Annotated in this window: 20 protein-coding genes and 2 tRNA genes; 9 read left to right on the top strand and 13 right to left on the bottom strand. The window is 56.3% G+C overall.

Features of this window, described 5'->3' with window-relative positions:
• Positions 1-53: 53 nt before the first annotated feature.
• Positions 54-2,438 (top strand): phosphoketolase, encoded by a 2,385-nt coding sequence (locus FOV68_RS18420; protein ID WP_137230668.1) that lies wholly within the window; start codon positions 54-56, stop codon positions 2,436-2,438.
• Here the strand turns inward: FOV68_RS18420 and FOV68_RS18415 are convergent.
• Positions 2,435-3,022 carry a LysE family translocator gene (locus FOV68_RS18415; RefSeq protein ID WP_031593770.1) on the bottom strand — a complete coding sequence of 196 codons (588 nt, stop codon included), beginning with the start codon at positions 3,020-3,022 and terminating at the stop codon, positions 2,435-2,437. The two genes, FOV68_RS18420 and FOV68_RS18415, sit on opposite strands and share 4 nt — an antisense overlap.
• 134 nt (positions 3,023-3,156) lie before the next feature.
• Between FOV68_RS18415 and FOV68_RS18410 the strand changes: the two genes are divergently transcribed.
• Positions 3,157-4,644, top strand: a complete 1,488-nt coding sequence (locus FOV68_RS18410) for a PLP-dependent aminotransferase family protein (RefSeq protein ID WP_039389689.1) — start codon at positions 3,157-3,159, stop codon at positions 4,642-4,644.
• Here the strand turns inward: FOV68_RS18410 and FOV68_RS18405 are convergent.
• Positions 4,611-5,234, bottom strand: a complete 624-nt coding sequence (locus tag FOV68_RS18405; protein ID WP_064704078.1) for a glutathione S-transferase family protein — start codon at positions 5,232-5,234, stop codon at positions 4,611-4,613. The genes FOV68_RS18410 and FOV68_RS18405 overlap by 34 nt on opposite strands.
• 107 nt (positions 5,235-5,341) lie before the next feature.
• Here FOV68_RS18405 and FOV68_RS18400 point away from each other — a divergent pair, with 107 nt between their 5' ends.
• Positions 5,342-6,190, top strand: a complete 849-nt coding sequence (locus tag FOV68_RS18400) for a PhzF family phenazine biosynthesis protein (protein ID WP_143991320.1) — start codon at positions 5,342-5,344, stop codon at positions 6,188-6,190.
• A 44-nt stretch (positions 6,191-6,234) separates the two neighbouring features.
• Here the strand turns inward: FOV68_RS18400 and FOV68_RS18395 are convergent, their stop codons facing one another.
• Positions 6,235-6,993 (bottom strand): SDR family NAD(P)-dependent oxidoreductase, encoded by a 759-nt coding sequence (locus tag FOV68_RS18395; protein ID WP_143991319.1) that lies wholly within the window; start codon positions 6,991-6,993, stop codon positions 6,235-6,237.
• 115 nt (positions 6,994-7,108) lie between these two features.
• Between FOV68_RS18395 and FOV68_RS18390 the strand changes: the two genes are divergently transcribed.
• From FOV68_RS18390 to FOV68_RS18380, 3 genes are all read left to right on the top strand, one after another.
• Positions 7,109-8,008, top strand: coding sequence for a LysR family transcriptional regulator (locus tag FOV68_RS18390; RefSeq protein WP_010253546.1), 900 nt, complete (start codon positions 7,109-7,111; stop codon positions 8,006-8,008).
• Positions 8,009-8,053: 45 nt separating this feature from the next.
• Positions 8,054-9,073, top strand: coding sequence for an inner membrane protein YhjD (gene yhjD, locus FOV68_RS18385; protein ID WP_064704076.1), 1,020 nt, complete (start codon positions 8,054-8,056; stop codon positions 9,071-9,073).
• 272 nt (positions 9,074-9,345) lie between these two features.
• Entirely contained in the window at positions 9,346-10,677 is a 1,332-nt protein-coding gene (locus FOV68_RS18380) for an MFS transporter (RefSeq protein ID WP_083070528.1), read from the top strand.
• Positions 10,678-11,249: 572 nt separating this feature from the next.
• Here FOV68_RS18380 and ilvC read toward each other — a convergent pair.
• Complete coding sequence (ilvC, locus tag FOV68_RS18375; RefSeq protein WP_010253551.1) at positions 11,250-12,725, bottom strand: ketol-acid reductoisomerase; 1,476 nt, start codon at positions 12,723-12,725, stop codon at positions 11,250-11,252.
• A gap of 162 nt (positions 12,726-12,887) precedes the next feature.
• Between ilvC and ilvY the strand changes: the two genes are divergently transcribed.
• Positions 12,888-13,769 (top strand): HTH-type transcriptional activator IlvY, encoded by an 882-nt coding sequence (gene ilvY / locus FOV68_RS18370; protein WP_008926355.1) that lies wholly within the window; start codon positions 12,888-12,890, stop codon positions 13,767-13,769.
• Here the strand turns inward: ilvY and ilvA are convergent, their stop codons facing one another.
• The 6 genes from ilvA to ilvL all read right to left on the bottom strand — a co-directional run bounded on the left by ilvA (position 13,770) and on the right by ilvL (position 20,330).
• Entirely contained in the window at positions 13,770-15,317 is a 1,548-nt protein-coding gene (ilvA, locus tag FOV68_RS18365) for a threonine ammonia-lyase, biosynthetic (RefSeq protein ID WP_031593765.1), read from the bottom strand. It lies immediately after the preceding gene.
• Positions 15,318-15,319: 2 nt separating this feature from the next.
• Positions 15,320-17,170 (bottom strand): dihydroxy-acid dehydratase, encoded by a 1,851-nt coding sequence (gene ilvD / locus FOV68_RS18360; protein WP_010253556.1) that lies wholly within the window; start codon positions 17,168-17,170, stop codon positions 15,320-15,322.
• Positions 17,171-17,232: 62 nt separating this feature from the next.
• Entirely contained in the window at positions 17,233-18,162 is a 930-nt protein-coding gene (locus tag FOV68_RS18355) for a branched-chain amino acid transaminase (protein WP_010253558.1), read from the bottom strand.
• Positions 18,163-18,180: 18 nt separating this feature from the next.
• A complete protein-coding gene (gene ilvM, locus FOV68_RS18350; protein ID WP_008926359.1) occupies positions 18,181-18,438 on the bottom strand; it encodes an acetolactate synthase 2 small subunit in 258 nt (85 codons plus the stop codon).
• Positions 18,435-20,081, bottom strand: a complete 1,647-nt coding sequence (ilvG, locus tag FOV68_RS18345) for an acetolactate synthase 2 catalytic subunit (RefSeq protein ID WP_143991318.1) — start codon at positions 20,079-20,081, stop codon at positions 18,435-18,437. Before ilvG ends, ilvM begins: the two co-directional genes overlap by 4 nt.
• Positions 20,082-20,231: 150 nt before the next feature.
• Positions 20,232-20,330: an ilv operon leader peptide gene (ilvL, locus tag FOV68_RS18340; RefSeq protein ID WP_072101316.1), complete on the bottom strand. Its 99-nt coding sequence runs from the start codon at positions 20,328-20,330 to the stop codon at positions 20,232-20,234.
• Between the two features lie 330 nt (positions 20,331-20,660).
• Between ilvL and FOV68_RS18335 the strand changes: the two genes are divergently transcribed.
• Complete coding sequence (locus FOV68_RS18335; RefSeq protein WP_039389704.1) at positions 20,661-22,181, top strand: YifB family Mg chelatase-like AAA ATPase; 1,521 nt, start codon at positions 20,661-20,663, stop codon at positions 22,179-22,181.
• Positions 22,182-22,207: 26 nt separating this feature from the next.
• On the opposite strand, the gene FOV68_RS18330 is transcribed toward FOV68_RS18335, so the two are convergent.
• Positions 22,208-22,546, bottom strand: coding sequence for a DUF413 domain-containing protein (locus tag FOV68_RS18330; RefSeq protein WP_010253568.1), 339 nt, complete (start codon positions 22,544-22,546; stop codon positions 22,208-22,210).
• Positions 22,547-22,666: 120 nt separating this feature from the next.
• Here FOV68_RS18330 and hdfR point away from each other — a divergent pair, with 120 nt between their 5' ends.
• A complete protein-coding gene (hdfR, locus tag FOV68_RS18325) occupies positions 22,667-23,500 on the top strand; it encodes an HTH-type transcriptional regulator HdfR (RefSeq protein WP_010253571.1) in 834 nt (277 codons plus the stop codon).
• A gap of 118 nt (positions 23,501-23,618) precedes the next feature.
• Here hdfR and FOV68_RS18320 read toward each other — a convergent pair.
• Positions 23,619-23,694, bottom strand: a tRNA-Trp gene (locus FOV68_RS18320).
• A 7-nt stretch (positions 23,695-23,701) separates the two neighbouring features.
• Positions 23,702-23,778 (bottom strand) — tRNA-Asp (locus FOV68_RS18315).
• Positions 23,779-23,794: the final 16 nt, after the last annotated feature.

The following is a 23,794-nucleotide window of genomic DNA, read 5'->3' as shown; positions in this document are numbered from 1 at the left end:
ATTCTCTATTAGGGTTAAGGCATCTTTTAGCTGCACGATCAGGAGGAAACTGCATGTCTTACTCCCCTGCTTCACCGGAATTCACGCTGCTCGACCGCTACTGGCGGGCAGCAAACTACCTCTCCGTCGGACAAATTTACCTGATGGATAACCCGCTGTTGCGTGAGCCACTCAGGCCGGAACACATTAAACCGCGTCTGCTGGGTCACTGGGGCACCACGCCAGGCCTGAATTTTATCTATGCCCACCTCAACCGTGTTATCCGGAAGCAAAACCTGGATATGATCTACATCTGCGGACCAGGACATGGCGGCCCCGGTATGGTGGCGAATACCTGGCTTGAGGGCAGCTACAGCGAGATTTATCCGCACATCACTCAGGATGCGGCAGGCATGCAGCGTCTGTTCAAACAGTTCTCCTTTCCGGGGGGCATTCCCAGTCACGCGGCACCGGAAACGCCTGGCTCGATTAATGAAGGCGGTGAGTTGGGCTATTCGCTCTCCCATGCGTTTGGCGCGGCCTTCGATCATCCCGAACTGGTTGTACCCTGCGTGATTGGCGACGGCGAAGCGGAGACCGGCCCGCTGGCTTCCAGCTGGCACGGCATTAAGTTCCTGAATCCTGAACGTGACGGCGCGGTCCTGCCGATTCTGCATCTCAATGGCTACAAAATCGCCAACCCGACGCTGCTGGGTCGCAGCAGCGATGAAGATTTGCACCAGTTGTTCAGTGGCTACGGCTACGAGCCGCTGTTCGTCTGCGGGCATGAGCCTGAAAAAATGCATCCGCTGATGGCGGAGGCGCTGGATAGTGCTTTCAGTAAAATCGCTGCTTATCAGCGCGAGGCGCGTCAGGGCAAAGCCACCACCGGGGTGCCGCGCTGGCCAATGATTATCCTGCGCAGCCCCAAAGGCTGGACCGGCCCCAAAACGGTCGACGGCAAGAAAGTGGAGGATTTCTGGCGGGCGCATCAGGTTCCCGTCGCGGCCTGTCGTGAAGATGAAGGTCATCGCCAGATCCTTGAGACGTGGATGCGGAGTTATCAGCCAGACGACCTGTTTGATGAACAGGGTCGCTTAAAGCCGGAACTGCAGGCGCTGGCACCGGAAGGTGATAAACGCATGGGGTCTTCCCCTTATGCCAATGGCGGCCTGTTGCGCCGTGAGCTGGATGCGCCTGAACTCGCGGAGTTTGCCTGCGATGTCAGCGAGCCAGGCGCACAGATGGCGCAGGCCACTGAGCATCTGGGCCGTTATCTCAGCGTGCTGTTCCAGCGCAACCGCGATAATTTCCGCCTGTTTGGCCCGGATGAAACCGCCTCTAACCGCCTGACGCCGGTCTTCGACGTGACCAGCCGTACCTGGCTGGAACGAACAGAGCCTTACGATGAACAGCTGGCGCGTGATGGCCGGGTGATGGAAATTCTCAGTGAGCATCAGTGTCAGGGCTGGCTTGAGGGCTATCTGCTGACCGGCCGCCACGGGCTGTTTAACTGTTATGAAGCTTTTATTCACATCGTCGATTCGATGTTTAACCAGCACGCCAAGTGGCTGAAAGTCTCGCGTAAACTGGGCTGGCGTAAGCCGATCTCGTCGCTGAACTATCTGCTCTCTTCACACGTCTGGCGACAGGATCACAATGGCTACAGCCATCAGGATCCGGGCTTTATCGATCACGTTGCCAATAAAAAAGCGGACATTGTGCGCATCTATCTGCCGCCCGATGCCAATACGCTGCTGTGGGTTGGCGATCACTGCCTGCGCACCTGGGACCGCATCAATGTGATTGTGGCGGGCAAGCAGCCTGCGCCGCAGTGGCTGGACATGGCGAGTGCGGTAACCCATTGTGAAGCGGGCATGGGCGAGTGGCGCTGGGCGGGCACCACGCCAGAGCATGAGGAGCCGGATGTGGTGATGGCCTGTGCCGGTGATGTGCCGACCATGGAGACGATGGCGGCGGTGGATCTGCTGCGCGGTATGCTGCCCGAACTGCGTATCCGCGTGGTGAACGTGGTCGATCTTCTGGCGCTGCAGCCGCAGGATCAGCATCCGCATGGCAAATCTGATGCGGAATTCGACGCGCTGTTTACCCCGGATAAACCGGTGATCTTCGCCTTCCACGGCTATCCGACGCTGATACATCGCCTGACCTATTCGCGAACTAACCACCGCAACTTCCATGTGCGCGGCTTTAATGAAGAGGGAACCACCACCACGCCATTTGATATGACGGTGCTGAACGAGCTTGACCGCTATCATCTGGCGCAGGAGGCGATTCTGCGCGTGCCTGGCCTGGCCGATGCGCATCCTGAGCTGCTGGACGATCTGCAGGAGCGCATCGCTGAGCATCATCGCTATGTGCGTGAACACGGTGAAGATGTGCCGGAGGTGCAGAACTGGAAATGGCCGTCGGCCACAGCACCTGGTGCACCCGATTAAGCGGCCAGCAAGGCGTCGGTCAGCATCCAGATGGTAGTCGCCACCAGCGACAGCGCCATCAGGCTGTTAAATAACTGACGCTTCCAGGCAATCTGCAGATGGCTGCGCAGGCGATCGCCCAGCGCAGCCCAGATCAGAATGCAGGGCAGGTTCAGCAGCATAAAGCCGATCATCACCGTCAGCACGCCGCTGCTGGCGCTGTACAACAGCGCCACATTGGTCGCCATCAGCCAGGCTTTGGGATTGATCGCCTGGAAACAGGCACCGCCCAGCAGCGTCATGGGCTGCGGCTTGCTGCGCACTTCAGGTGCTGCCGCACGGAAAATCTTCCATGACAGCCACAACAGATAGGCACAGCCTGCCAGCGTCAGCGGCAGGCGAATCGCCGCCATCCAGTGCAGTAAGACCTCCAGTGCGACGCCGGCGATCACCGTTTGCAGCGCACAACCTACCAGTATGCCAAACACCATCGGCAGCGTGCGGCGCATGCCGAAATTGACGCCTGAGGTCGCCAGCAGCAGATTGTTCGGGCCTGGCGTAATCGACATGACGGTAACGTAACTGAAGAAAGAGGGATCGAGCATGGTGACTCTCCTGAAAACAGACAGAGTTCTATGCTACGGCGGGAAAAGGGATGGTAACAGTGACACAAAATCACTATTGTTATGGTTACAGTTCCCGTTAATAGCAATTGTACCCATCCAATCCGGAGGCTACTGTGTCCCTTGCTCCCACTTCCGATCAGCCGCTCTATCAGCAGCTGGCAGACAGCTTCGCTGAGGCTATCCATCAGGGCACGCTGAAACCCGGCAAACGTCTGCCGGCGATCCGCCGCGTCGCCCAGTCACATCAGGTCAGTGTCAATACGGTACTGAATGCCTGGCAGTTGCTGGAAGATCGCGGGTTGATTGAGGCGCGTCCCCAGTCGGGCTATTACGTGCGCGGCGTGTTGCCCGCCGTGACCCGTCATGGTCAGCATAAAACCCGGGTACGCGACCCCAGCAGCGGCAAGCTCGACCTGATCGATAAGGTGTTTGCGGCGCAGAACCATCCCGACTACATCAATATTTCCCTGGCCTGCCCCCAGGATAGTGAGCTGTTTCCTGCGGCGCGTATTGCCCGGATTACCGCCTCACTGCTGCGCCGTCATCCGAACATGATTGGGCGCTATGCGCTTCCGCCCGGTAGTGAGCGCTTACGGGAGGAGATTGCGCGACGGGCGCTGCACGCCGGACAGACGCTCACTGCCGATGAGATCACCCTGACCCACGGCTGTATGGAAGCGCTTCAGCTGGCGCTGCGGGCGGTTACGCAGCCCGGCGACTGCGTGGGGCTGGAGTCGCCAACCTACTTTTTCCTCTTCCCGCTGCTGGCTTCACTGGGCCTTAAGGCGCTGGAAATCCCCACCGATCCGCAGCATGGGCTGTCGCTGGATGCGCTGGAGATGCTGCTTCAGGAGCAGCGAATTAAGGCGCTGATTGCGATGCCGAGCGCGCAAAACCCGCTGGGCTGCGGCATGTCGCTGGAGAACAAGAAGCGGCTGGCGAAGTTAGTGAATACTTACCACGTTCCGCTGATAGAAGATGGGCTGTATGACGAGTTGCAGTTCGACTGGCCGCTCTCGCCCGCGGTAAAAGCCTTTGATCGCGACGGCTGGGTGATCTACTGCACCAGCTTCACCAAAACTGTGGCGCCCGATTTCCGTATTGGCTGGACCGCCGCTGGCCGTTTTCATGATGCGATTGCCCGACTGAAAGCGGTGTCGTCGATGGCAGAATCCGCCCTGCTCTCTGAAACGCTGGCGGAGTTTCTTGCTTCCGGCGGTTATGACCACCATCTGCGCACGCTGCGTCGTCGCTACGCGGCCAATCTGGATGAGGCGCGGGGACTGATCGCCCGCTACTTCCCGGAGGGCACCCGCGCGACGCTGCCGCGCGGTGGCTTCGTCTTCTGGGTCGAGTTACCGGGCGGCGTAAATACCACCGAGATGTTTGATCGGCTGCTGCAGGAGCAGATTTGCGTCACGCCCGGCGCGCTCTATTCGCTGAGCGAGCGCTACAACCATGCACTGCGCCTCTCCTGCTGCTATCCGTTTGATGCGCGCTACAGCTGGGCAATCAGACGCGCGGGCGAAATCGCCTGTGAACTGGCGGGAGTCGCATGCGGCGAGACTCAGGGTGTGCCGTTGCGGCCCCAGACGGTATAGCCGCGGCGTTCAGTCAGGCGTTCGTAATAGGTGCGTACCGCCGGATAATCAGGGTGTTCGAGCGGGGTTTCAAACCAGCGGTTCACCGCCAGGCCAATCGGAATGTCTGCCAGCGTGAAATTACGCCCGGCAACGTAACGACCGGTTTTTTCCAGCTGCTGATTGAGAATGCTCATGGTATGTGCCCAGCCTTTGCTGGCCGCGGCCAGCAGACGTGGATCCTGATGAGCCGGTGAATTTCGCACCAGCGACATAAATGCGTAGCGCCATGAAGTGTTGAGTTCGGTGGACTGCCAGTCCATCCACTGATCGACAGGCGCACGCGTTTGCGGATGATGAGGATAGAGCCACTCGCCACCATAGGCGTTCGCCAGATAGCGCAGGATGGCGTTGGATTCCCACATCACAAAGTCATCATCTTTCAGTACCGGCACCATCGCATTGGGGTTGAGTGCCATGAATTCGGGCAGGTGCGTTGAGCGGAATCCATCGCCCCACTCTTCGCGCTGGTAATCAAGGTCAAGCTCGTCACACAGCCATAATACTTTGCGCACGTTGATTGAGGAGGCGCGTCCCAGGATCGTTAGCATTCACAGTCTCCGGTAAACTCTTTAACTTATTGATAACGCTGTTAGCTGTTATAAGCAATCATCCGGCAGAGAAAAGGCCGCACTGAACCCAATCGCAAGGAGTCACCATGAAGGTCGCGTTTAAGCAAGTCGATGTGTTTACCTCAGCAGCCTTTAATGGCAATCCGCTGGCGGTGATTATGGATGCTCAGGGGTTAAGCGACAGCCAGCTGGCGTCGATTGCCCGCTGGACTAACCTGTCGGAAACCACCTTTGTGCTGCCGCCACAACATGAAGAGGCGGACTACCGGGTGCGTATTTTTACCGTTGAAGGCGAACTGCCGTTTGCCGGTCACCCAACGCTGGGCACCGCACACGCGCTGCTGGAGGCGGGCTGGCCAACCCGTACGCCGGGCGAAATCGTTCAGGAGTGTGGTGTCGGCAACGTGACGGTGAAGATTAATGAGACGGGCGAACTGGCCTTTGCCGCACCTGCTGCCACCCTGATGCCATGGCAGGATGCGCTGATGGGTAACGCCTTAAACACCGATGCGTTCGATCTGACGCAAAGCCCCACCGTGGTGGATATGGGTATCCGCTGGCTGCTGGTGCCGATGGTCAGCGCCGAGGCCGTGCTGGCGCTGCAGCCCAATGTCAGCGATTTGCAGCGTCTGATTAAACATGCGGGTGTCTCGGGCGTGATGCCCTTTGGCCGTTTGCCCTCGGGCGAGCATGAACAGTATGAAGTGCGTGGCCTGCTGGTGGAAAATGGCAGCCTGACCGAAGATCCGGTGACCGGCAGCGCCAACGCCTGTCTGGCGCGGTATTTTGCAGCCGCAGGCCATACCATCTCCTATCGCGTGCGTCAGGGTACTGCCCTGCAGCGTGCCGGTCGGGTGAACGTAACCTTTAATGGTGAGACCATCTGGATTGGCGGTAATACGGTAACCGTCATCGATGGCACCATTACGCTGTAAAAGGCGGCGGCGTCGCGGGGTGCTTTCCGCGATGCCGCCAGCGGTTAAATCCCCTGCCCGCCTGAAGCTTCAATACGCTGAGCGGTGATCCAGCCGGTTTCGTCACTGAGGATCGCGCTGATGGCGTCGCCGATATCATCCGGCAGTCCGACCCGGCCCAGCGCCGTGAGCCCGGCAATCTGATTGTTAATCTCGGGAGTATCGCGTACCCGGCCACCGCAAAAGTCGGTCTCTATCGCGCCAGGTGCCAGGATGTTGACGCGAATGCGTCGTTCGCCCAGCTCCTTCGCCTGGTAGCGCGTCAGTACTTCCATCGCCCCTTTCATCGACGCATAGGTCGAGGAGCCAGGATAGATCAGCCGGGTCAGACCGCTGGAGATATTCAGGATGCGGCCACCGTCGTTGATCAGCGGCAGCAGCTTCTGGGTCAGGAAGTAAGGCCCTTTGAAATGCACATTAACCAGCGCATCAAATTCCGCCTCGGTAGTGTCGGTAAATGGCTTGTAGTGTCCGTGTCCGGCGTTGTTCACTAAATAGTCAAAGCGCTCACGCTGCCACTGCTGTTGCAGTGCCACTTTCACCTGGCCGACAAAGCGATCGAACTGACCGGTTTCGCCGACGTCCAGCGCCAGCGCCACTGCACGTCGTCCCAGCGCCTCAATCTCCTTCACTACCGTCTGCGCCTCATCGGCATGGCTGCGGTAAGTCAGGATAATGTCTGTCCCCCTGGCCGCCAGTTTTAACGCACCATTACGGCCTAAACCGCGGTTTGCACCGGTAATTAACGCCACTTTCTGATTCATCTCTCACACCTGTTGAAAAATTGAACACAGGTTAAGGATATTCGCGAATTATTGATCTATAAACAGTGTTAAATGCGCATCACTGTTTCAATAAAAACAACAATCGGTGAACAACATGGACAAAATTCACGCAATGCAGGTGTTTGTGCGGGTGGCCGAAATGGGCAGTTTTACCCGCGCAGCAGAGAGTTTAGGTGTCCCCAAAGGCAGCGTTTCGCGGCAGATACAGGCGCTGGAGAATCAAATGGCAACACGTTTGCTGCATCGCACCACGCGCCGGGTGCAACTAACCCAGGACGGGTTGGTCTATTACGATCGCTGTCTTGATTTATTGTCGATGATTGACGATATGGACAGCCTGTTCCAGCACGAGCCTGCCTCGCTCAGCGGTAAACTCCGGATTGATATGTCTGTGGCAATGGCCACCAGTTTTATCCTGCCACGGCTGCCGGAATTTTTGCAGCACTACCCCGGCGTAGAGATTGAGCTGAGCAGCAGCGACCGTCAGGTGGATGTGATCCGGGAAGGGTTTGACTGCGTAATCCGCGTCGGCGAACTCAAAGATTCTGGCCTGATTGCGCGAAAAATTGGTACCCATACCTTGATCAACTGCGCCAGCCCTGGCTACCTTTCGCGTTTCGGCATGCCGATCCGGCTGGAAGAGCTGTCGCAGCATGCGATGGTGCATTACAGCCAGCAACTGGGTCAGGCCTCACCGGGTTTTGAATATTTTGATGGCAGGCAGTGTCACTATGTTCACACCGGCGGTGTGGTCACCGTGAACAGCACCGAAACCTATCGCGCCGCCTGTCTGGCGGGGTTAGGCATTATTCAGGTGCCTGCCGCCGGGATTCAGACATTACTGGAAAGAGGCGAGCTGGTAGAAGTGCTGCATCGCTTTCCCGCCAGACCGATGCCGATCCACCTGCTCTATCCGCACCGGCGCAATGTGGCGCGTCGCGTGCGGGTTTTTATGGAGTGGCTGAGTCAGGTGTTACAGGAGTACGTCACCTGAGCGGCTATACTTTGATTTTAATGATAAACAGGACAGTGAAGGTCTATGACAGACAAGCAGGAAAACCCGCAGGATACGCAGCCGCAAAAACCACTTATCGATATTAAAACCGGCAACGAGACGGTTGATCATTCGATAGTGCGCGTGTCGCGTTTTGCCGCCTGGTTTCAGGCGATCCCGGCAGTGGCGCATTTTATTCGCGCCCTTGACCGCTTTAATGATCGGCTAGGCAGCCAGTTTGGCGCGGCCATTACCTATTTCTCTTTTTTATCGCTGATCCCCATTCTGATGGTGTCGTTTGCCGCCGTGGGTTTTGTGCTGGCATCGAACCCGGATCTGCTGACCGATATCATCAACAAAATCGTCAGCAGCATCAGCGACCCGACGCTGGCCACCACGCTGAAGAATACGGTAAATACCGCCATTCAGCAGCGTGCCACCGTGGGTATTACCGGTTTACTGCTGGCGCTCTACTCCGGTCTTAACTGGATGGGTAACCTGCGCGAAGCGATTCGTGCCCAGTCGCGCGACGTGTGGGAACGCAAACCGGATGACAAAGAGAAGATCTGGAAGCGCTATATCCGCGATTTCCTGTCGCTGACCGGTCTGATGCTGGCGCTGGTGATTACGCTGTCGCTGACCTCGGTAGCCGGTTCTGCGCAGGCAATGATCGTCAGCGCACTGGGGCTGGACGGTGTCGACTGGTTACGGCCTGCCCTGACCATTATCGCCACCTCGATTTCCGTTATGGCTAACTATCTGCTGTTCCTGTGGATTTTCTGGATCCTGCCGCGTCATAAGCCGCGTAAGAAAGCGCTGTTCCGCGGCACTCTGCTGGCGGCAATCGGTTTTGAGGTGATCAAGTTTGTGATGACGCTGACGCTGCCCAAGCTGGCGACCTCGCCTTCCGGTGCGGCCTTTGGTTCCGTGCTCGGCCTGATGGCGTTTTTCTACTTCTTCGCCCGTCTGACGCTATTCTGTGCGGCATGGATCGCCACTGCCAAATATAAAGACGACCCACAAATGCCTGAAGCGGGCAGCGCGTCACGACACAAATCATCGTAATCCGTTAACAACAGCGGAAAATATTACCTCTCGGCTATTTTTTAACCAGATAACAGGATGAATAGCTGAGGGGTCACTTTTATTTAGCCCTTTCGTAGAGTATCCCGCCAGATATCGTCCGGATTACCCCGGTATCACCCGACATTAGCCGCACCTCAGAAATTATCCTCTTTTTGCCCGCTGAAGCCAGACGCGGCGCGGGTTTTCTTCATTGAATGCGCTCTGGCAGATGCGTAAGATTCTTTGTCTGTATTTACAAATAAGAAACAGTTATGCAAGCCTCCCTCACAGACACGCTCGACAAACAGCAGGATCCCACGCCGGTTAACTCACGCAGTAAAGTGGTGATTGCCTCGCTGGTCGGAACGGCCATCGAGTTCTTCGACTTTTATATTTATGCCACTGCTGCGGTGATTGTTTTCCCGCACATTTTCTTCCCGCAGGGTGATGCCACGGTCGCGACGCTACAGTCGCTGGCCACCTTTGCTATCGCCTTTATCGCGCGTCCGATTGGCTCCGCCGTGTTTGGTCACTTTGGCGATCGCGTGGGTCGCAAAGCCACGCTGGTTGCCTCGCTGCTGACCATGGGGATCTCTACCGTGGTGATTGGTCTGCTGCCCGGCTATGAAACCATCGGCGTGATGGCTCCGCTGCTGCTGGCGCTGGCGCGTTTTGGTCAGGGACTGGGACTGGGTGGTGAATGGGGTGGCGCGGCGCTGCTGGCGACGGAAAATGCCCCGGCGAAGAAACGTGCGCTTTATGGCTCCTTCCCTCAGTTGGGTGCTCCGATTGGCTTTTTCTTCGCTAACGGCACTTTTCTGCTGCTTTCGTGGCTGTTGACCGACGAGCAGTTTATGCAGTGGGGCTGGCGCGTGCCGTTTATTCTCTCCGCCGTACTGGTGCTGATTGGCCTGTATGTGCGCGTTTCGCTGCATGAGAGTCCGGTGTTTGCCAAAGTACAGAAAGAGAAGAAGCAGGTTCGGGTGCCCATTGCGGCGCTGCTGAGCAAGCATCTGACCGCCACCATTCTCGGCACCTTTATCATGCTGGCGACCTATACACTGTTCTATATCATGACCGTCTATTCGATGAGCTACGGCACCACGGCAGCACCGGCCGGTCTGGGTATTCCGCGTAATAGTATGTTGTGGATGCTGATGCTGGCGGTGATTGGCTTTGGAGTGATGGTGCCGATTGCCGGTTTGCTGGCTGACCGTTTTGGTCGCCGCAAGACGATGATTACCATTACGCTGATGATTATCGCGTTTTCGTTCCTGTTCCCGGCGATGCTCGGTTCCGGATCGCAGGCGCTGGTGATGGCGTTTCTGTTGCTGGGTCTGAGCATTATGGGCCTGACCTTTGGTCCGATGGGCGCCCTGCTGCCGGAGCTGTTTCCGACGGAAGTGCGTTATACGGGCGCATCGTTCTCTTATAACCTCTCATCGATTCTGGGTGCCTCTGTTGCGCCTTATATCGCGACCTGGCTGAATGCGCATTATGGTTTGCAGGCGGTGGGACTTTATCTGGCGTCGATGGCCGTGCTGACGCTGATTGCATTGCTCGCCTGTAAAGAGACGCGTCATCAGACGCTGTATGACGTTTAATCCGGCTGGATGAAGGTCAGTGAAAACCCGGCGGCTGCCGGGTTTTTTTATGGGTTGGATTTAGTGAATAAAGGGCAGGCTCAGGGAGCATACGCCTTTCGCAAAGACGCAAAAGACGCCATCCATGGCAGGCTCAGCGCGGGCGATTACGCACCTCATCCCTGAGGTGCGCCCGTAAACGGGCCAACGCTTTGCGTTGTTCAAAAAGGCTCCCGGCGTTTTTGTCCATGGCACGCGATGCTTTGCTACAGGCGTATGCTCCCATCGTTTGAAGTGGATTAGTTGTCTGTTCGAAAAAGCTGAATCGCGTTTAAATGTATAAAACCTGAGGCGGGGTAATTCTTACAGCAATGAAGAAGCTTAAGGGCACAGGGAACACGGTCAGAAGAGGAAAGCGTCCCGCGCCAGGGACGGCGCGGGCCGAGCGGCCAGGGATTGGCTTAAGCGCCTTTCCGATCTGACCGTGTTGCCTGTGCAGGCACGGTCTCACAGAGAACCGTCCAGCCATTGTTCACCAACAAAAAACCCCGGCAAGCCGGGGTTTGTTTTGCTGAAAACTGTGATGACGGTAATTAGCCCGCGACAGCGATACGCTTCATGTCGGTCATGTAGCCACGCAGCTTGCGGCCAACGGTTTCAATCGGGTGCTGGCGAACCGCTTCGTTAACGTCACGCAGCTGCGCGTTATCAACCTGCGTGCCTTCAACCGCTTTACCCAGATCGCCTGGCTGAAGCGTGGTCATGAACTCTTTCAGCAGCGGCACCGCGGCGAAGGAGAACAGGTAGTTACCATATTCGGCGGTATCGGAGATCACCACGTTCATTTCATACAGGCGCTTACGGGCGATGGTGTTCGCGATCAGCGGCAGCTCATGCAGTGATTCGTAGTAGGCAGACTCTTCAATGATGCCGGCGTCCACCATGGTTTCAAACGCCAGCTCAACGCCCGCTTTAACCATCGCAACCATCACCACACCTTTGTCGTAGTACTCCTGCTCTTCGATTTTGCCTTCATACTGTGAGGCGGTTTCGAAAGCGGTCTGGCCGGTCTCTTCACGCCAGGTCAGCAGGTTTTTATCATCGTTGGCCCAGTCCGCCATCATGCCGGAAGAGAATTCGCCGGAGATGATGTCATCCATGTGTTTCTGGAACAGCGGCGCCATGATGGTTTTCAGCTGCTCTGACAGCGCATAAGCGCGCAGTTTGGCTGGATTAGAGAGGCGATCCATCATCAGTGTGATGCCGCCAAACTTCAGTGATTCGGTGATAGTTTCCCAGCCGAACTGGATCAGTTTTTCTGCGTAAGCCGGGTCGGTGCCTTCAGCCACCAGCTTGTCGAAGCAGAGCAGTGAACCAGCCTGCAACATGCCGCACAGGATAGTCTGTTCACCCATCAGGTCAGATTTCACTTCAGCAACGAAAGAGGACTCCAGCACGCCAGCACGATCGCCGCCAGTTGCTGCTGCCCAGGCTTTGGCAATCGCCATGCCTTCGCCTTTTGGATCGTTTTCCGGATGGACCGCGATCAGCGTCGGTACACCAAAGCCACGTTTGTACTCTTCACGAACTTCTGTACCCGGACACTTCGGTGCCACCATCACCACGGTGATGTCTTTACGAATGCTTTCGCCCACTTCAACGATGTTGAAACCGTGCGAGTAGCCCAGGGCAGCGCCATCTTTCATCAGCGGCTGAACAGCCTGAACTACAGCGGAGTGCTGCTTGTCTGGCGTCAGGTTAACCACCAGATCAGCCTGCGGGATCAGTTCTTCGTAGGTGCCCACTTTGAAACCGTTATCGGTCGCTTTGCGCCATGAAGGGCGTTTTTCCGCAATTGCTTCAGCACGCAGTGCATAGGCCACATCCAGACCGGAATCACGCATGTTCAGACCCTGATTCAGGCCCTGCGCACCACAGCCAACGATAACGACTTTTTTGCCTTTCAGGAAACTGGCACCATCCGCGAATTCATCGCGCGCCATGAAACGGCACTTGCCTAATTGCGCCAGCTGGTTGCGCAGGTTCAATGTGTTGAAATAGTTAGCCATGGGTACTCCGGTAAGGTTGTGTTTGCTTTTTTTGTTCAGGAACGGCGTGTCATGCAGCGCCGCGAATGACCCCATCATATGACAGGAATTCTGTTGCTTAAATTGATATATTAACAACGTCACATTGCAATAAATGCAACACCACCCAGAGGCGACGCGCACATGGATTTACGGGATCTGAAACTGTTTCTTCATCTGGCAGAAAGCTGCCACTTCGGACGCACTGCGCGTGCTATGCACGTCAGTCCTTCCACGCTGTCACGCCAGATCCAGCGGCTTGAAGAAGATGTCGGCCATGCGCTGTTTCTGCGCGATAACCGCACCGTGACGCTGACAGAAGCGGGCGAACGCCTGCGCCAGTTTGCCCAGCAGACACTGTTGCAGTATCAGCAACTGCGCCATGTGATGGATCTTAACGGCCCGTCGCTCAGCGGTGAGCTGCGCCTGTTCTGTTCGGTGACGGCGGCCTACAGTCATCTGCCGCCCATCCTGGACCGCTTTCGCGCTGAACATCCACAGGTCGAAATCAAACTGGATACCGGCGATGCCGCGGATGCGGTGGAAAAAGTGCACTCCGGCGATGCCGATCTGGCCATTGCCGGCCGTCCTGAGACGCTGCCCGCCAGCATTGATTTTATGCCACTGGGGCTGATCCCGCTGGTGCTGATCGCACCCGCACTGCCCTGCGCCGTTCGCACCCAGGCAACGCAGCCGCAGCCCGACTGGTCAAAAATTCCGTTTATCCTGCCGGTGCAGGGACCGGCACGGCGACGTATTGATCTCTGGTTCCGCCGCCAGCGCATCCCGAACCCGGTGATTTACGCCACGGTCTCGGGTCATGAGGCGATTGTTTCGATGGTGGCGCTGGGCTGCGGTATTGCACTTTTACCGGATGTGGTACTGGAAAACAGCCCGGATCCGGTGCGTAACCGCGTGCTGCTACTGGAGAATATTGACTCGGTTGCGCCGTTCGAACTCGGCATCTGCGTGCAAAAAAAGCGGCTCGGAGAGCCGCTGATCAGTGCTTTCTGGAGCCAGCTGTAATCAGCTGCCTGACAGGAAGAAGCGGAATGCCGGGTTCTGGCTTTCGTCATGAAAGTCGTAACCCAGATCGGTGAGATGCTCTTCGAAGCGTGGCTCATCGCTACCGAGTTCAAAAGCCGCCAGCACACGGCCATAATCGGTGCCGTGGCTGCGGTAATGAAACAGCGAGATATTCCAGTGGGTGCCCAGCGTTTGCAGGAACTTCAGCAACGCGCCAGGTGCCTCCGGGAATTCAAAGCTGAAGAGGCGTTCACGCAGTGGTTTAGAAGGACGTCCGCCCACCATGTAACGCACGTGCAGTTTCGCCATTTCATCATCTGAGAGATCGACCACCTGATAACCGCCGCTGGTGAGCTCGCTGATGATCTCGCTGCGCTCTTCTACGCCGCGCGTCAGTCGTACGCCAACAAAGATGCAGGCTTTGTCCGCATCGGCGTAGCGGTAGTTGAACTCGGTAATCGACCGTCCACCCAGCGTCTGGCAAAAACGCAGGAAACTGCCCTGCTGTTCCGGGATCGTTACGGCCAGCAGCGCTTCACGCTGTTCGCCCAGCTCGCAGCGCTCAGAAACGTAACGCAGGCCGTGGAAATTGACGTTGGCCCCGGATAACACATGCGCCAGCCGCTCGCCTTTGATCCCGTGCTGCTGGATATACTTTTTCATGCCCGCCAGCGCCAGCGCGCCAGAGGGCTCCGCCACAGCACGGACATCTTCAAACAGATCTTTCATCGCGGCACAAATCGCATCGCTGTCGACGGTGATGATGTCATCGATGTATTCCTGACAGAGCCGGAAGGTTTCGCTGCCAATCCGTTTCACCGCCACCCCTTCGGCAAACAGCCCGACGCGCGGCAGATCGACCGGATGACCCGCCTCCAGCGCTGCTTTCAGGCAGGCTGAATCTTCTGACTCCACCGCGATCACTTTGATTTGCGGCATCAGCTGCTTGATCAGCACCGCGACGCCGGCTGCCAGACCCCCTCCGCCAACCGGGACAAAGACCCGGTCGAGATGCGCATCCTGCTGCAGCAGCTCCATCGCCAGCGTGCCCTGTCCGGCAATGACGGCCGGATGGTCAAACGGCGGCACGAAGGTGTAGCCGCGCTGTTCAGAGAGTTCTATCGCTTTGGCTTTCGCCTCGTCAAAGTTGGCCCCGAACAGGAAAGCCTCACCGCCAAATGCGCGCACCGCATCAACCTTGATGTCTGCCGTCGCCAGCGGCATCACAATCAGTGACTTGATGCCCAGCTTAGTGGCGGAGAGCGCCACGCCCTGCGCATGGTTGCCGGCTGACGCCGTCACCACGCCGCGCGCTTTCTGCTCTTCGTTAAGACCGGCAATCATCGCGTAGGCACCGCGCACCTTGAAACTGTGCACTGGCTGGCGATCTTCCCGCTTCACCAGAATGGTGTTGCCGAGACGCGATGAGATTTTTTCCATAACCTGCAGCGGCGTCACCTGTGCCACTTCATACACCGGTGAACGCAACACTGCGCGCAAATACTCGGCGCCACACGGCGCCTCGGGTAGCGGTTGAGACTCGGCCATCGTTAGCCTCCCAGCTTGCTCTTATCGCGGACGGCGCCTTTGTCAGCACTGGTCGCGAGTAATGCGTAGGCACGCAGCGCAAAGGAGACTTCACGCTGACGATTGACCGGCGTATACGCCGCATCGCCACGTGCCTGCTGCTCTTCACGGCGGGCGTGCAGTTCGTTATCCGGTACGGCGAGTTTGATACCGCGATTAGGGATATCGATTTCGATGGTGTCGCCATCTTTGACCAGCGCAATGGTGCCGCCGTTAGCTGCTTCAGGCGAGGCGTGACCGATAGAGAGGCCCGACGTACCGCCAGAGAAACGACCATCGGTGATCAGCGCACAGCTTTTGCCCAGCCCCATCGATTTCAGATAAGTGGTCGGATAGAGCATCTCCTGCATGCCCGGCCCGCCTTTTGGTCCTTCGTAACGAATGACGACCACATCGCCCGCGACGACTTTGCCGCCCAGAATGGCTTCAACGGCGTCATCCTGGCTTTCATAGACTTTCGCCGGACCGGTGAAGGTCAGGATCTCTTTGTCTACGCCTGCGGTTTTTACGATACAGCCATCTTCTGCGATGTTGCCGTAGAGCACGGCCAGACCGCCATCCTGCGAGTAAGCGTTTTCACGGGTACGGATACAGCCTTCGGCACGGTCATCATCCAGCGTGTCCCAGCGGCAGTTCTGTGAGAACGCCTGGGTGGTACGAATACCCGCCGGACCCGCGCGGAACATATCTTTTACCGCCTGATCTTTGGTCAGCATGATGTCGTACTGATCCAGCGTTTCACGCATGGTCTGCTGCAGGATATTACGGGCGCTGCTGTCGAACAGGCCGGCACGATCCAGCTCGCCGAGAATGGCGAAGACACCACCCGCGCGATGCACATCTTCCATGTGGTATTTCGGGGTACTTGGCGCCACTTTACAGAGCTGAGGCACTTTGCGTGACAGGCGATCGATGTCGGAGATATTAAAGTCGATATCGCCTTCCTGTGCGGCTGCCAGCAGGTGGAGCACGGTGTTGGTGGAACCGCCCATGGCGATATCCAGCATCATGGCATTCTCAAAAGCGGCCTTATTCGCGATGTTACGCGGCAGCATGTTGACATCATCCTGCTCGTAATAGCGCTTGGTCAGGCTTACGATGCGCTTACCGGCATTGATGAACAGCTCTTTGCGATCGGCGTGCGTAGCCAGCAGTGAACCGTTGCCAGGCTGCGACAGACCGAGTGCTTCAGTCAGGCAGTTCATTGAGTTGGCGGTGAACATACCGGAGCAGGAGCCGCAGGTCGGACAGGCAGAGCGTTCGATCTGCTCGCTGTCGGCATCGCTGACGTTCGGGTTGGCACCCTGAATCATCGCATCCACCAGATCCAGCTTGATGATCTGGTCAGAAAGCTTGGTTTTACCCGCTTCCATCGGTCCGCCTGAAACGAAGATCACCGGAATATTGAGGCGCAATGACGCCATCAGCATACCCGGGGTGATTTTGTCGCAGTTAGAGATGCAGACCATGGCGTCGGCACAGTGGGCGTTGACCATGTACTCGACCGAGTCAGCAATCAGCTCACGCGACGGCAGTGAATACAGCATGCCGCCATGACCCATGGCAATACCGTCATCCACCGCAATGGTGTTGAACTCTTTAGCCACACCGCCTGCCGCTTCGATCTGCTCGGCGACAAGTTTACCAAGATCACGCAGGTGAACGTGGCCCGGCACAAATTGGGTGAATGAGTTAACCACAGCGATAATCGGCTTGCCAAAATCGTCGTCGGTCATTCCTGTCGCGCGCCATAAGGCACGGGCACCCGCCATATTGCGGCCGTGGGTGGTGGTGGCGGAACGGTACTTAGGCATACTCTATTTACTCCAGTAAGAATAAGCTCGCGGACGTCAGATGACGCCCGCGCTGTATCTGATTATGGGTTAACCGGATCTAACCAGCCCCATTTGTCTTCGGTTTCGCCGGTGAACAGGCCAAAGAAGGCCTCCTGGATGCGTTTGGTCACCGGGCCACGTTTGCCTTCGCCAACCTGAATGCGGTCAACGCTGCGCACCGGTGTAATTTCTGCCGCGGTGCCAGACATAAAGACTTCGTCAGCCAGATAGAGAGATTCACGCGACAGGGTCTGCTCACGCACTTCAATGCCCATATCACGCGCCAGCGTGATGATGGCATCGCGGGTGATGCCCGGCAGTGCTGAAGAGGTAAATGGCGGGGTAAAGAGCACGCCATCTTTGACTTCAAACAGGTTTTCGCCTGCACCTTCTGAGATCAGGCCATTGGTATCCAGCGCAATGCCTTCCTGATAGCCATGACGACGGGCTTCGCTGCCCACCAGCAGTGAGGAGAGATAGTTACCGCCCGCTTTAGCGGCGGTTGGCAGGGTATTCGGTGCTACGCGGTTCCATGAGGAGACCATGGCATCGATGCCGTTTTCAAGGGCTTCAGCGCCCAGGTATGCGCCCCACGGGAACGCCGCAATGATCACGTCGGTGGTGAAGCCATCTGGCGGGTTCACGCCCAGGCCCACATCGCCGACAAAGGCCAGCGGACGGATATAAGCACTTTTCAGTTTGTTCACGCGGATGACTTCGCGGCACGCTTCCATCAGCTCATCAACGCTGCTTTTAATCGGGAAGCGATAGATTTTGGCGGAGTCGTGCAGACGTTGCATGTGTTCGCGATGGCGGAACACAACCGGTCCTTTGTGAGAGTCGTAGCAGCGCACGCCTTCAAATACCGACGTACCGTAGTGCAACGCGTGGGACATGACGCTGACCTTCGCCTCTTCCCACTTAACCATCTCGCCATTGAACCAAATAAAGTCTGCTTTCTTCGTGCTCATTGTTATTCCCTCTCGCGGCTAAGCGCGGATTTGTTGTGTTGTCTGTTGTTGAATCTGAACGCATGCAACGTCGATCAATTTGCTTAACTGCGAAGACAGTAAATCGACGGAGCGCTGACTGGCAACGGTCATTTCAATATTAATGTTTTCTGCGTTGGCGACTGAAGCCATGTTCATAGAACAGACCTGAAAACCGCGGTGACGCACTACGCGTAAAATGCGCTCCAATATTTCAGGGCGGAAACGGGCTTCGATAGACAATTGATGCTGGTTCATACAGTTTTCTCCATCATGTTTGCATTGCTGGCACCCGGCGGTACCAGTGGCCAGACGTTTTCATGCTCATCAATTGCAACATGCAGGAAGTAAGGACCTTCGCTGTTCAGCAGAGCATCAAGGGCGGCGTCGACCTGATCTTTACGGGTAATGCGCTGGCCGGGAATATTGAAAGCGCTGGCCAGCGTGAGGAAGTCGGGGTTGTCGGACAGATTGGTTTCACTGTAGCGGCCATCGAAAAACAGCTGCTGCCACTGACGCACCATGCCCAGACGCTGGTTATCCAGCAGCACGATTTTGACCGGCAGCTTGCCGCGCTTGATGGTGCCCAGCTCCTGGATGTTCATCATGATGGAGCCATCGCCCGAGACACAGATAACCGTATCTTCCGGGCGTGCAACCTGCGCACCGATGGCGGCGGGTAAACCAAAGCCCATGGTGCCTAAGCCGCTGGAGGTGATGAAGTTCTCCGGCGCGCTGAATGCCATGTGCTGCGCCGTCCACATCTGATGCTGACCGACGTCGGTGGTCACTACGGTATTGGCCGGTTTGCGATCGGAAAGCTGCTTGAGCAACAGCGGTGCATAGATCGCTTCGCCCGGATGGTCGTAGCGCCATGGGTGACTGGCCTTAAGCGCTTTCATCTCATCACGCCAGGCGTTGATATGCAGAGGCTGACTCAGGGCGGGCAGCAGTTCGTTGAGATCACCCTGCAGAGAGACGTGTGCACGACGTAATTTGTTTAACTCAGCGGGATCGATATCGATATGAATCACGCTGGCATGGGGAGCAAAGGTGTCCAGCTTGCCGGTCACGCGGTCATCGAAACGGGCACCGACCGCAATCAGTAAGTCACAACTCTGCACCGCCAGGTTGGCGGCTTTAGTACCGTGCATCCCCAGCATGCCGAGATAAACCTCGCTGTGGGGGTCTACACTGCCCAGCCCCTTTAAGGTGGCCACTGCCGGGATGCCGGTCTCTTCTGCCAGCGCGCGCAGTGCCGGAACAGCCTGTGCCAGGCCAACGCCTCCACCAACATAGAGCATTGGTTTTCTGGCCTGCGCCATCAGTGCGCGTGCTTCCTGAATCGCATGATGCGGCAGCGCATTTCCCTCTTCTACCGGAACCAGATGCGGGGCAGGTTCTCCCTGCGCAATCTGAATATCTTTAGGAATGTCCACCAGTACCGGACCCGGACGGCCCGACTGCGCCAGCGCAAAGGCTTCTGCCATGATGGCGGGCAGCTCATCCAGCGATTCGACCAGGAAGCTGTGTTTGGTGCAGGCCAGCGATAAGCCCAGTACGTCGATTTCCTGAAAGGCGTCGGTACCAATAAAAGCGGAAGAGACCTGACCCGTTACGGCAACCACCGGAACCGAATCCATCATGGCATCTGCCAGACCGGTAATCAGGTTAGTTGCGCCGGGGCCAGAGGTGGCGATACAGACGCCGGTTTTGCCGGTTGAGCGCGCATAACCGATCGCCGCCATCACAGCGCCCTGCTCGTGACGACACAGTAGGTGTTCCACGCCGCCATCGTAGAGCGCGTCGTATACCGGCATGATTGCGCCGCCAGGGTAACCGAATACGGTATCAACACCCTGCGCGCGTAAAGCCTGAACTACCCACTGTGCACCTGTCATCGCTATTCTCCTGTGTCCTGACCGGAACAACAGAATTTTATGCTACTGTTCATTGTTTGTTCCTTGTGGATTTACTGATATTTCCTCTGGTCGAAAAAAAACCCCCGGACCTTTCGGTGCGGGGGTTTTTTCGGATTCGAGGCTTGATTTTTAAGCCTTTCTTTCTCCAAGCGTTGCCCCGCACGGTAGGTTAATAACCACCACCACGCTAATCACGACCAGGCTAATCACTTGTAGAAGGGCTTTCATGTGTTGTTCAATTCTTTCGCTTGTTCGAAGTAATGCCTACAGAGTTATCATAGTCAGGGGGCATGATACAACTTTTTTTACAGAGTTTTTTTAGCGCGTTGCGCTAAATCGCGGCCTATCAATTTGTAATAAAAGAAATAATTACATGATGATAATTATTCATCACTTTACTGACGTAATAATGTTTTGGTGAATTTGCGAGCAGACACGCAGCGTTTTAACAGGCCGTGCAAAAACTTCTGACAGGTTGTGCGATGACCCGAACAGTGCTGATGATGCCCTGGCTTTCCTTTGATGCTGTCACCAGACTGACGGTAACAAGGAGCGAGTATGTCATTGTCAAAAGTTCTGACCCGGGCAGCGCTGGGAGTGGAAGCCCCGCTGGTGACTATCGAGGCACACATCAGTAACGGACTGCCTGCGTTAACGCTGGTGGGCCTGCCTGAAACCACGGTGAAAGAGGCGCGTGAGCGGGTGCGCAGCGCCATTATCAACAGCGGTTTTGCCTTCCCGGCAAAACGCGTCACCATCAATCTGGCACCCGCAGATTTACCCAAAGAGGGCGGGCGGTATGACTTACCCATGGCGATTGCCATTCTGGTCGCCTCTGAGCAGCTTCCTGCCGACAAACTGACGCACTATGAGTTTCTGGGTGAGCTGGCACTCGACGGCGCACTGTGCGGTGTACAAGGCGCCATTCCCGCGGCCATGGTAGCCATTCAGGCTGGACGACAGCTGGTCCTCTCCACTGAGAATCAGTGTGATGCCGGACTAATCCGTCAGGGATCGTCGCTGGTTGCCTCTCACCTCAGCGAAGTGTGCGGCTTTCTGCGCAATGAACTCACATTACCAACAGCCCAATATCCTGAGCATAAGGGCGATGCACCTGCTGACGATCTCGCTGATATCATTGGTCAGGAACAGGGACGCAGAGCACTGGAGATCACTGCAGCTGGCGGGCACAACCTGTTGCTGATCGGGCCCCCTGGCACCGGTAAAACCATGCTCGCTACCCGGTTGCCCGGCATCATGCCCTCCTTAAGCGATCAGGAAGCACTGGAGTGCGCGGCAATCGCCAGCCTGGTGAACAGCAATACCCTGCACCGACAGTGGCGCACCCGGCCTTTCAGGTCACCTCACCACAGCGCCTCTCTCTATGCTCTGATTGGCGGCGGCTCACTGCCACGGCCCGGTGAGATCTCCCTGGCGCATAACGGCGTGCTGTTTCTGGATGAATTACCGGAATTTGATCGCAAGGTGCTGGACTCCCTGCGCGAACCATTAGAGTCGGGCGTCATCGCTATTTCACGCGCTCGGGCAAAAGTTACCTACCCGGCCCGGTTTCAGCTGATTGCTGCGATGAATCCAAGCCCAACCGGACACTATCAGGGACAGCATAACCGCTGCTCACCGCAGCAGGTGCTGCGTTATCTCAGTAAGCTATCCGGCCCCTTTCTTGATCGTTTTGATCTTTCGCTGGAGGTGCCGCTACTCCCCAGCGGCATGCTCAGCGGTCAGCGCACCAAAGCGGAAGCATCTGAGCAGGTTCGTCATCGGGTGGTCGCAGCGCGTGACATTCAGCTGGCTCGTGCAGGAAAAATAAATGCGCATTTAAACAATGCAGAGATTATGCGCTGGTGTCAGCCGGCTAAAGAGGATGCGGAGTGGCTGGAGTCAGTGCTGGAAAAACTGGGTTTATCTGTACGGGCATGGCAGCGGATTTTAAAAGTGGCGCGTACCCTGGCCGATCTGGCTGGGGAAGCAGACATCACCCGGCATCATCTGCAGGAAGCTGTCAGCTATCGCACGATAGATCGATTAATGATCCATCTGCATAACAGCCTGCAATAAAAAAAGGGGCTTTCGCCCCTTCTCTGTTAATCGTCGCTGTCGGTGAAGTCTTCAACGGTGTCCATCTGCGGTTTACCGCCAGACAGCGTATGAAAACGTTTAGGACGCTTAATGCGGGTCATATACTTAGACCATACACGTTCAGCTTCCGTTTGCGGCTCACGCACGCCACGACACACTTCAATAAACAAACGTTCTTCTTCGGTTGCAGGCTCACGCTTTGATAAATCCAGCTCATTAAAGGCAAAACCGTGGCGTTCAAGAAGCTGAGCTTCTTTAATAGTAAAGTCACCGTGGCGTGAGAAACCACGCGGGTAATGTTTGTTATCAAAGAAACGATTCTCTGTTGAGAAGCTTTCCGCCATGTTACACGCTCCTGATTTTCTAATGCCGTGCTGTTAATGGCGCGGAGTATTAGATAGGCTTGACAGAGTGTAAAACAAAACATTTAAATCTATACGACAAACATTTTTTGGGAGAACGCTGTGGATACGGAATTACTGAAAACTTTCCTGGAAGTGAGCAGAACTCGCCATTTCGGGCGTGCTGCAGAAGCACTTTACCTCACGCAATCTGCTGTCAGTTTTCGCATCCGTCAGTTAGAGAATCAGCTTGGCGTTAACCTTTTTACACGGCATCGCAATAACATACGTCTGACGGCGGCCGGAGAGCGACTGCTCCCCTATGCTGAAAGCCTGATGAGCACCTGGATGATGGCGAAGAAGGAGGTCTCACACACTCAGCAGCACCATGAGCTTTCAATAGGTGCCAGTGCATCACTATGGGAGGCTTATCTGACGCCATGGCTACAGACGCTCTACGAGAATCGGGAGAGCCTGCATTTAGAAGCGCGCGTGGCACAACGACATCTGCTGGTTAAGCAACTCCATGAGCGCCAGCTGGATCTGCTGATCACCACTGAAGCGCCTAAGATGGATGAATTAACCAGTCAGCAGATTGGTCATATTTCACTGGCTCTTTTCTGCGCCCGGCAGAGCGAGAAGCGTGAAAAATATGATTATATTAAGCTGGAATGGGGAGCAGATTTTCATCAGCATCAGAGCTATCTCTCCGGAGCTGATGATGTGCCGGTACTAACCACCACGTCGGCACATGTTACCCGTGAACTGCTGCATACCACCGGAGCGTGCGCATTTCTGCCGGACTTCTGGCAGAGTGTGTACAGTGAGTTGATGGTGATTCCGGATACGCCCGTAGCCGTTCGTCCACTCTATGCTGTCTGGTTGCAGAACAGCGATCAGCAGGCACATATCCGTCAGTTACTTAAATTCCCGATTCTGGTCAGGCAAAACAGCTGAATTTGCAGGCAGGACAGTAAGCAGAGAAGATCAGAGGCCAGTTAGATTTAGCTGGTTTTTCTTTTTTGCTTTTTTAAAGGCAAAAAAAAATCCTTTGCCGAAGCAAAGGATCGTTTTCTGGCAGGGGCGGAGGGACTCGAACCCCCAACACCCGGTTTTGGAGACCGGTGCTCTACCAATTGAACTACGCCCCTAATAGGGTGGCGGAACGGACGGGGCTCGAACCCGCGACCCCCTGCGTGACAGGCAGGTATTCTAACCAACTGAACTACCGCTCCACCGATTCTTTCACAA

Origin of the sequence: Pantoea sp. paga (genome assembly GCF_007558755.1) — a bacterium.
Classification (GTDB): Bacteria; Pseudomonadota; Gammaproteobacteria; order Enterobacterales; family Enterobacteriaceae; genus Pantoea; species Pantoea agglomerans.
This window is presented reverse-complemented; position numbering and strand designations above follow the sequence as displayed.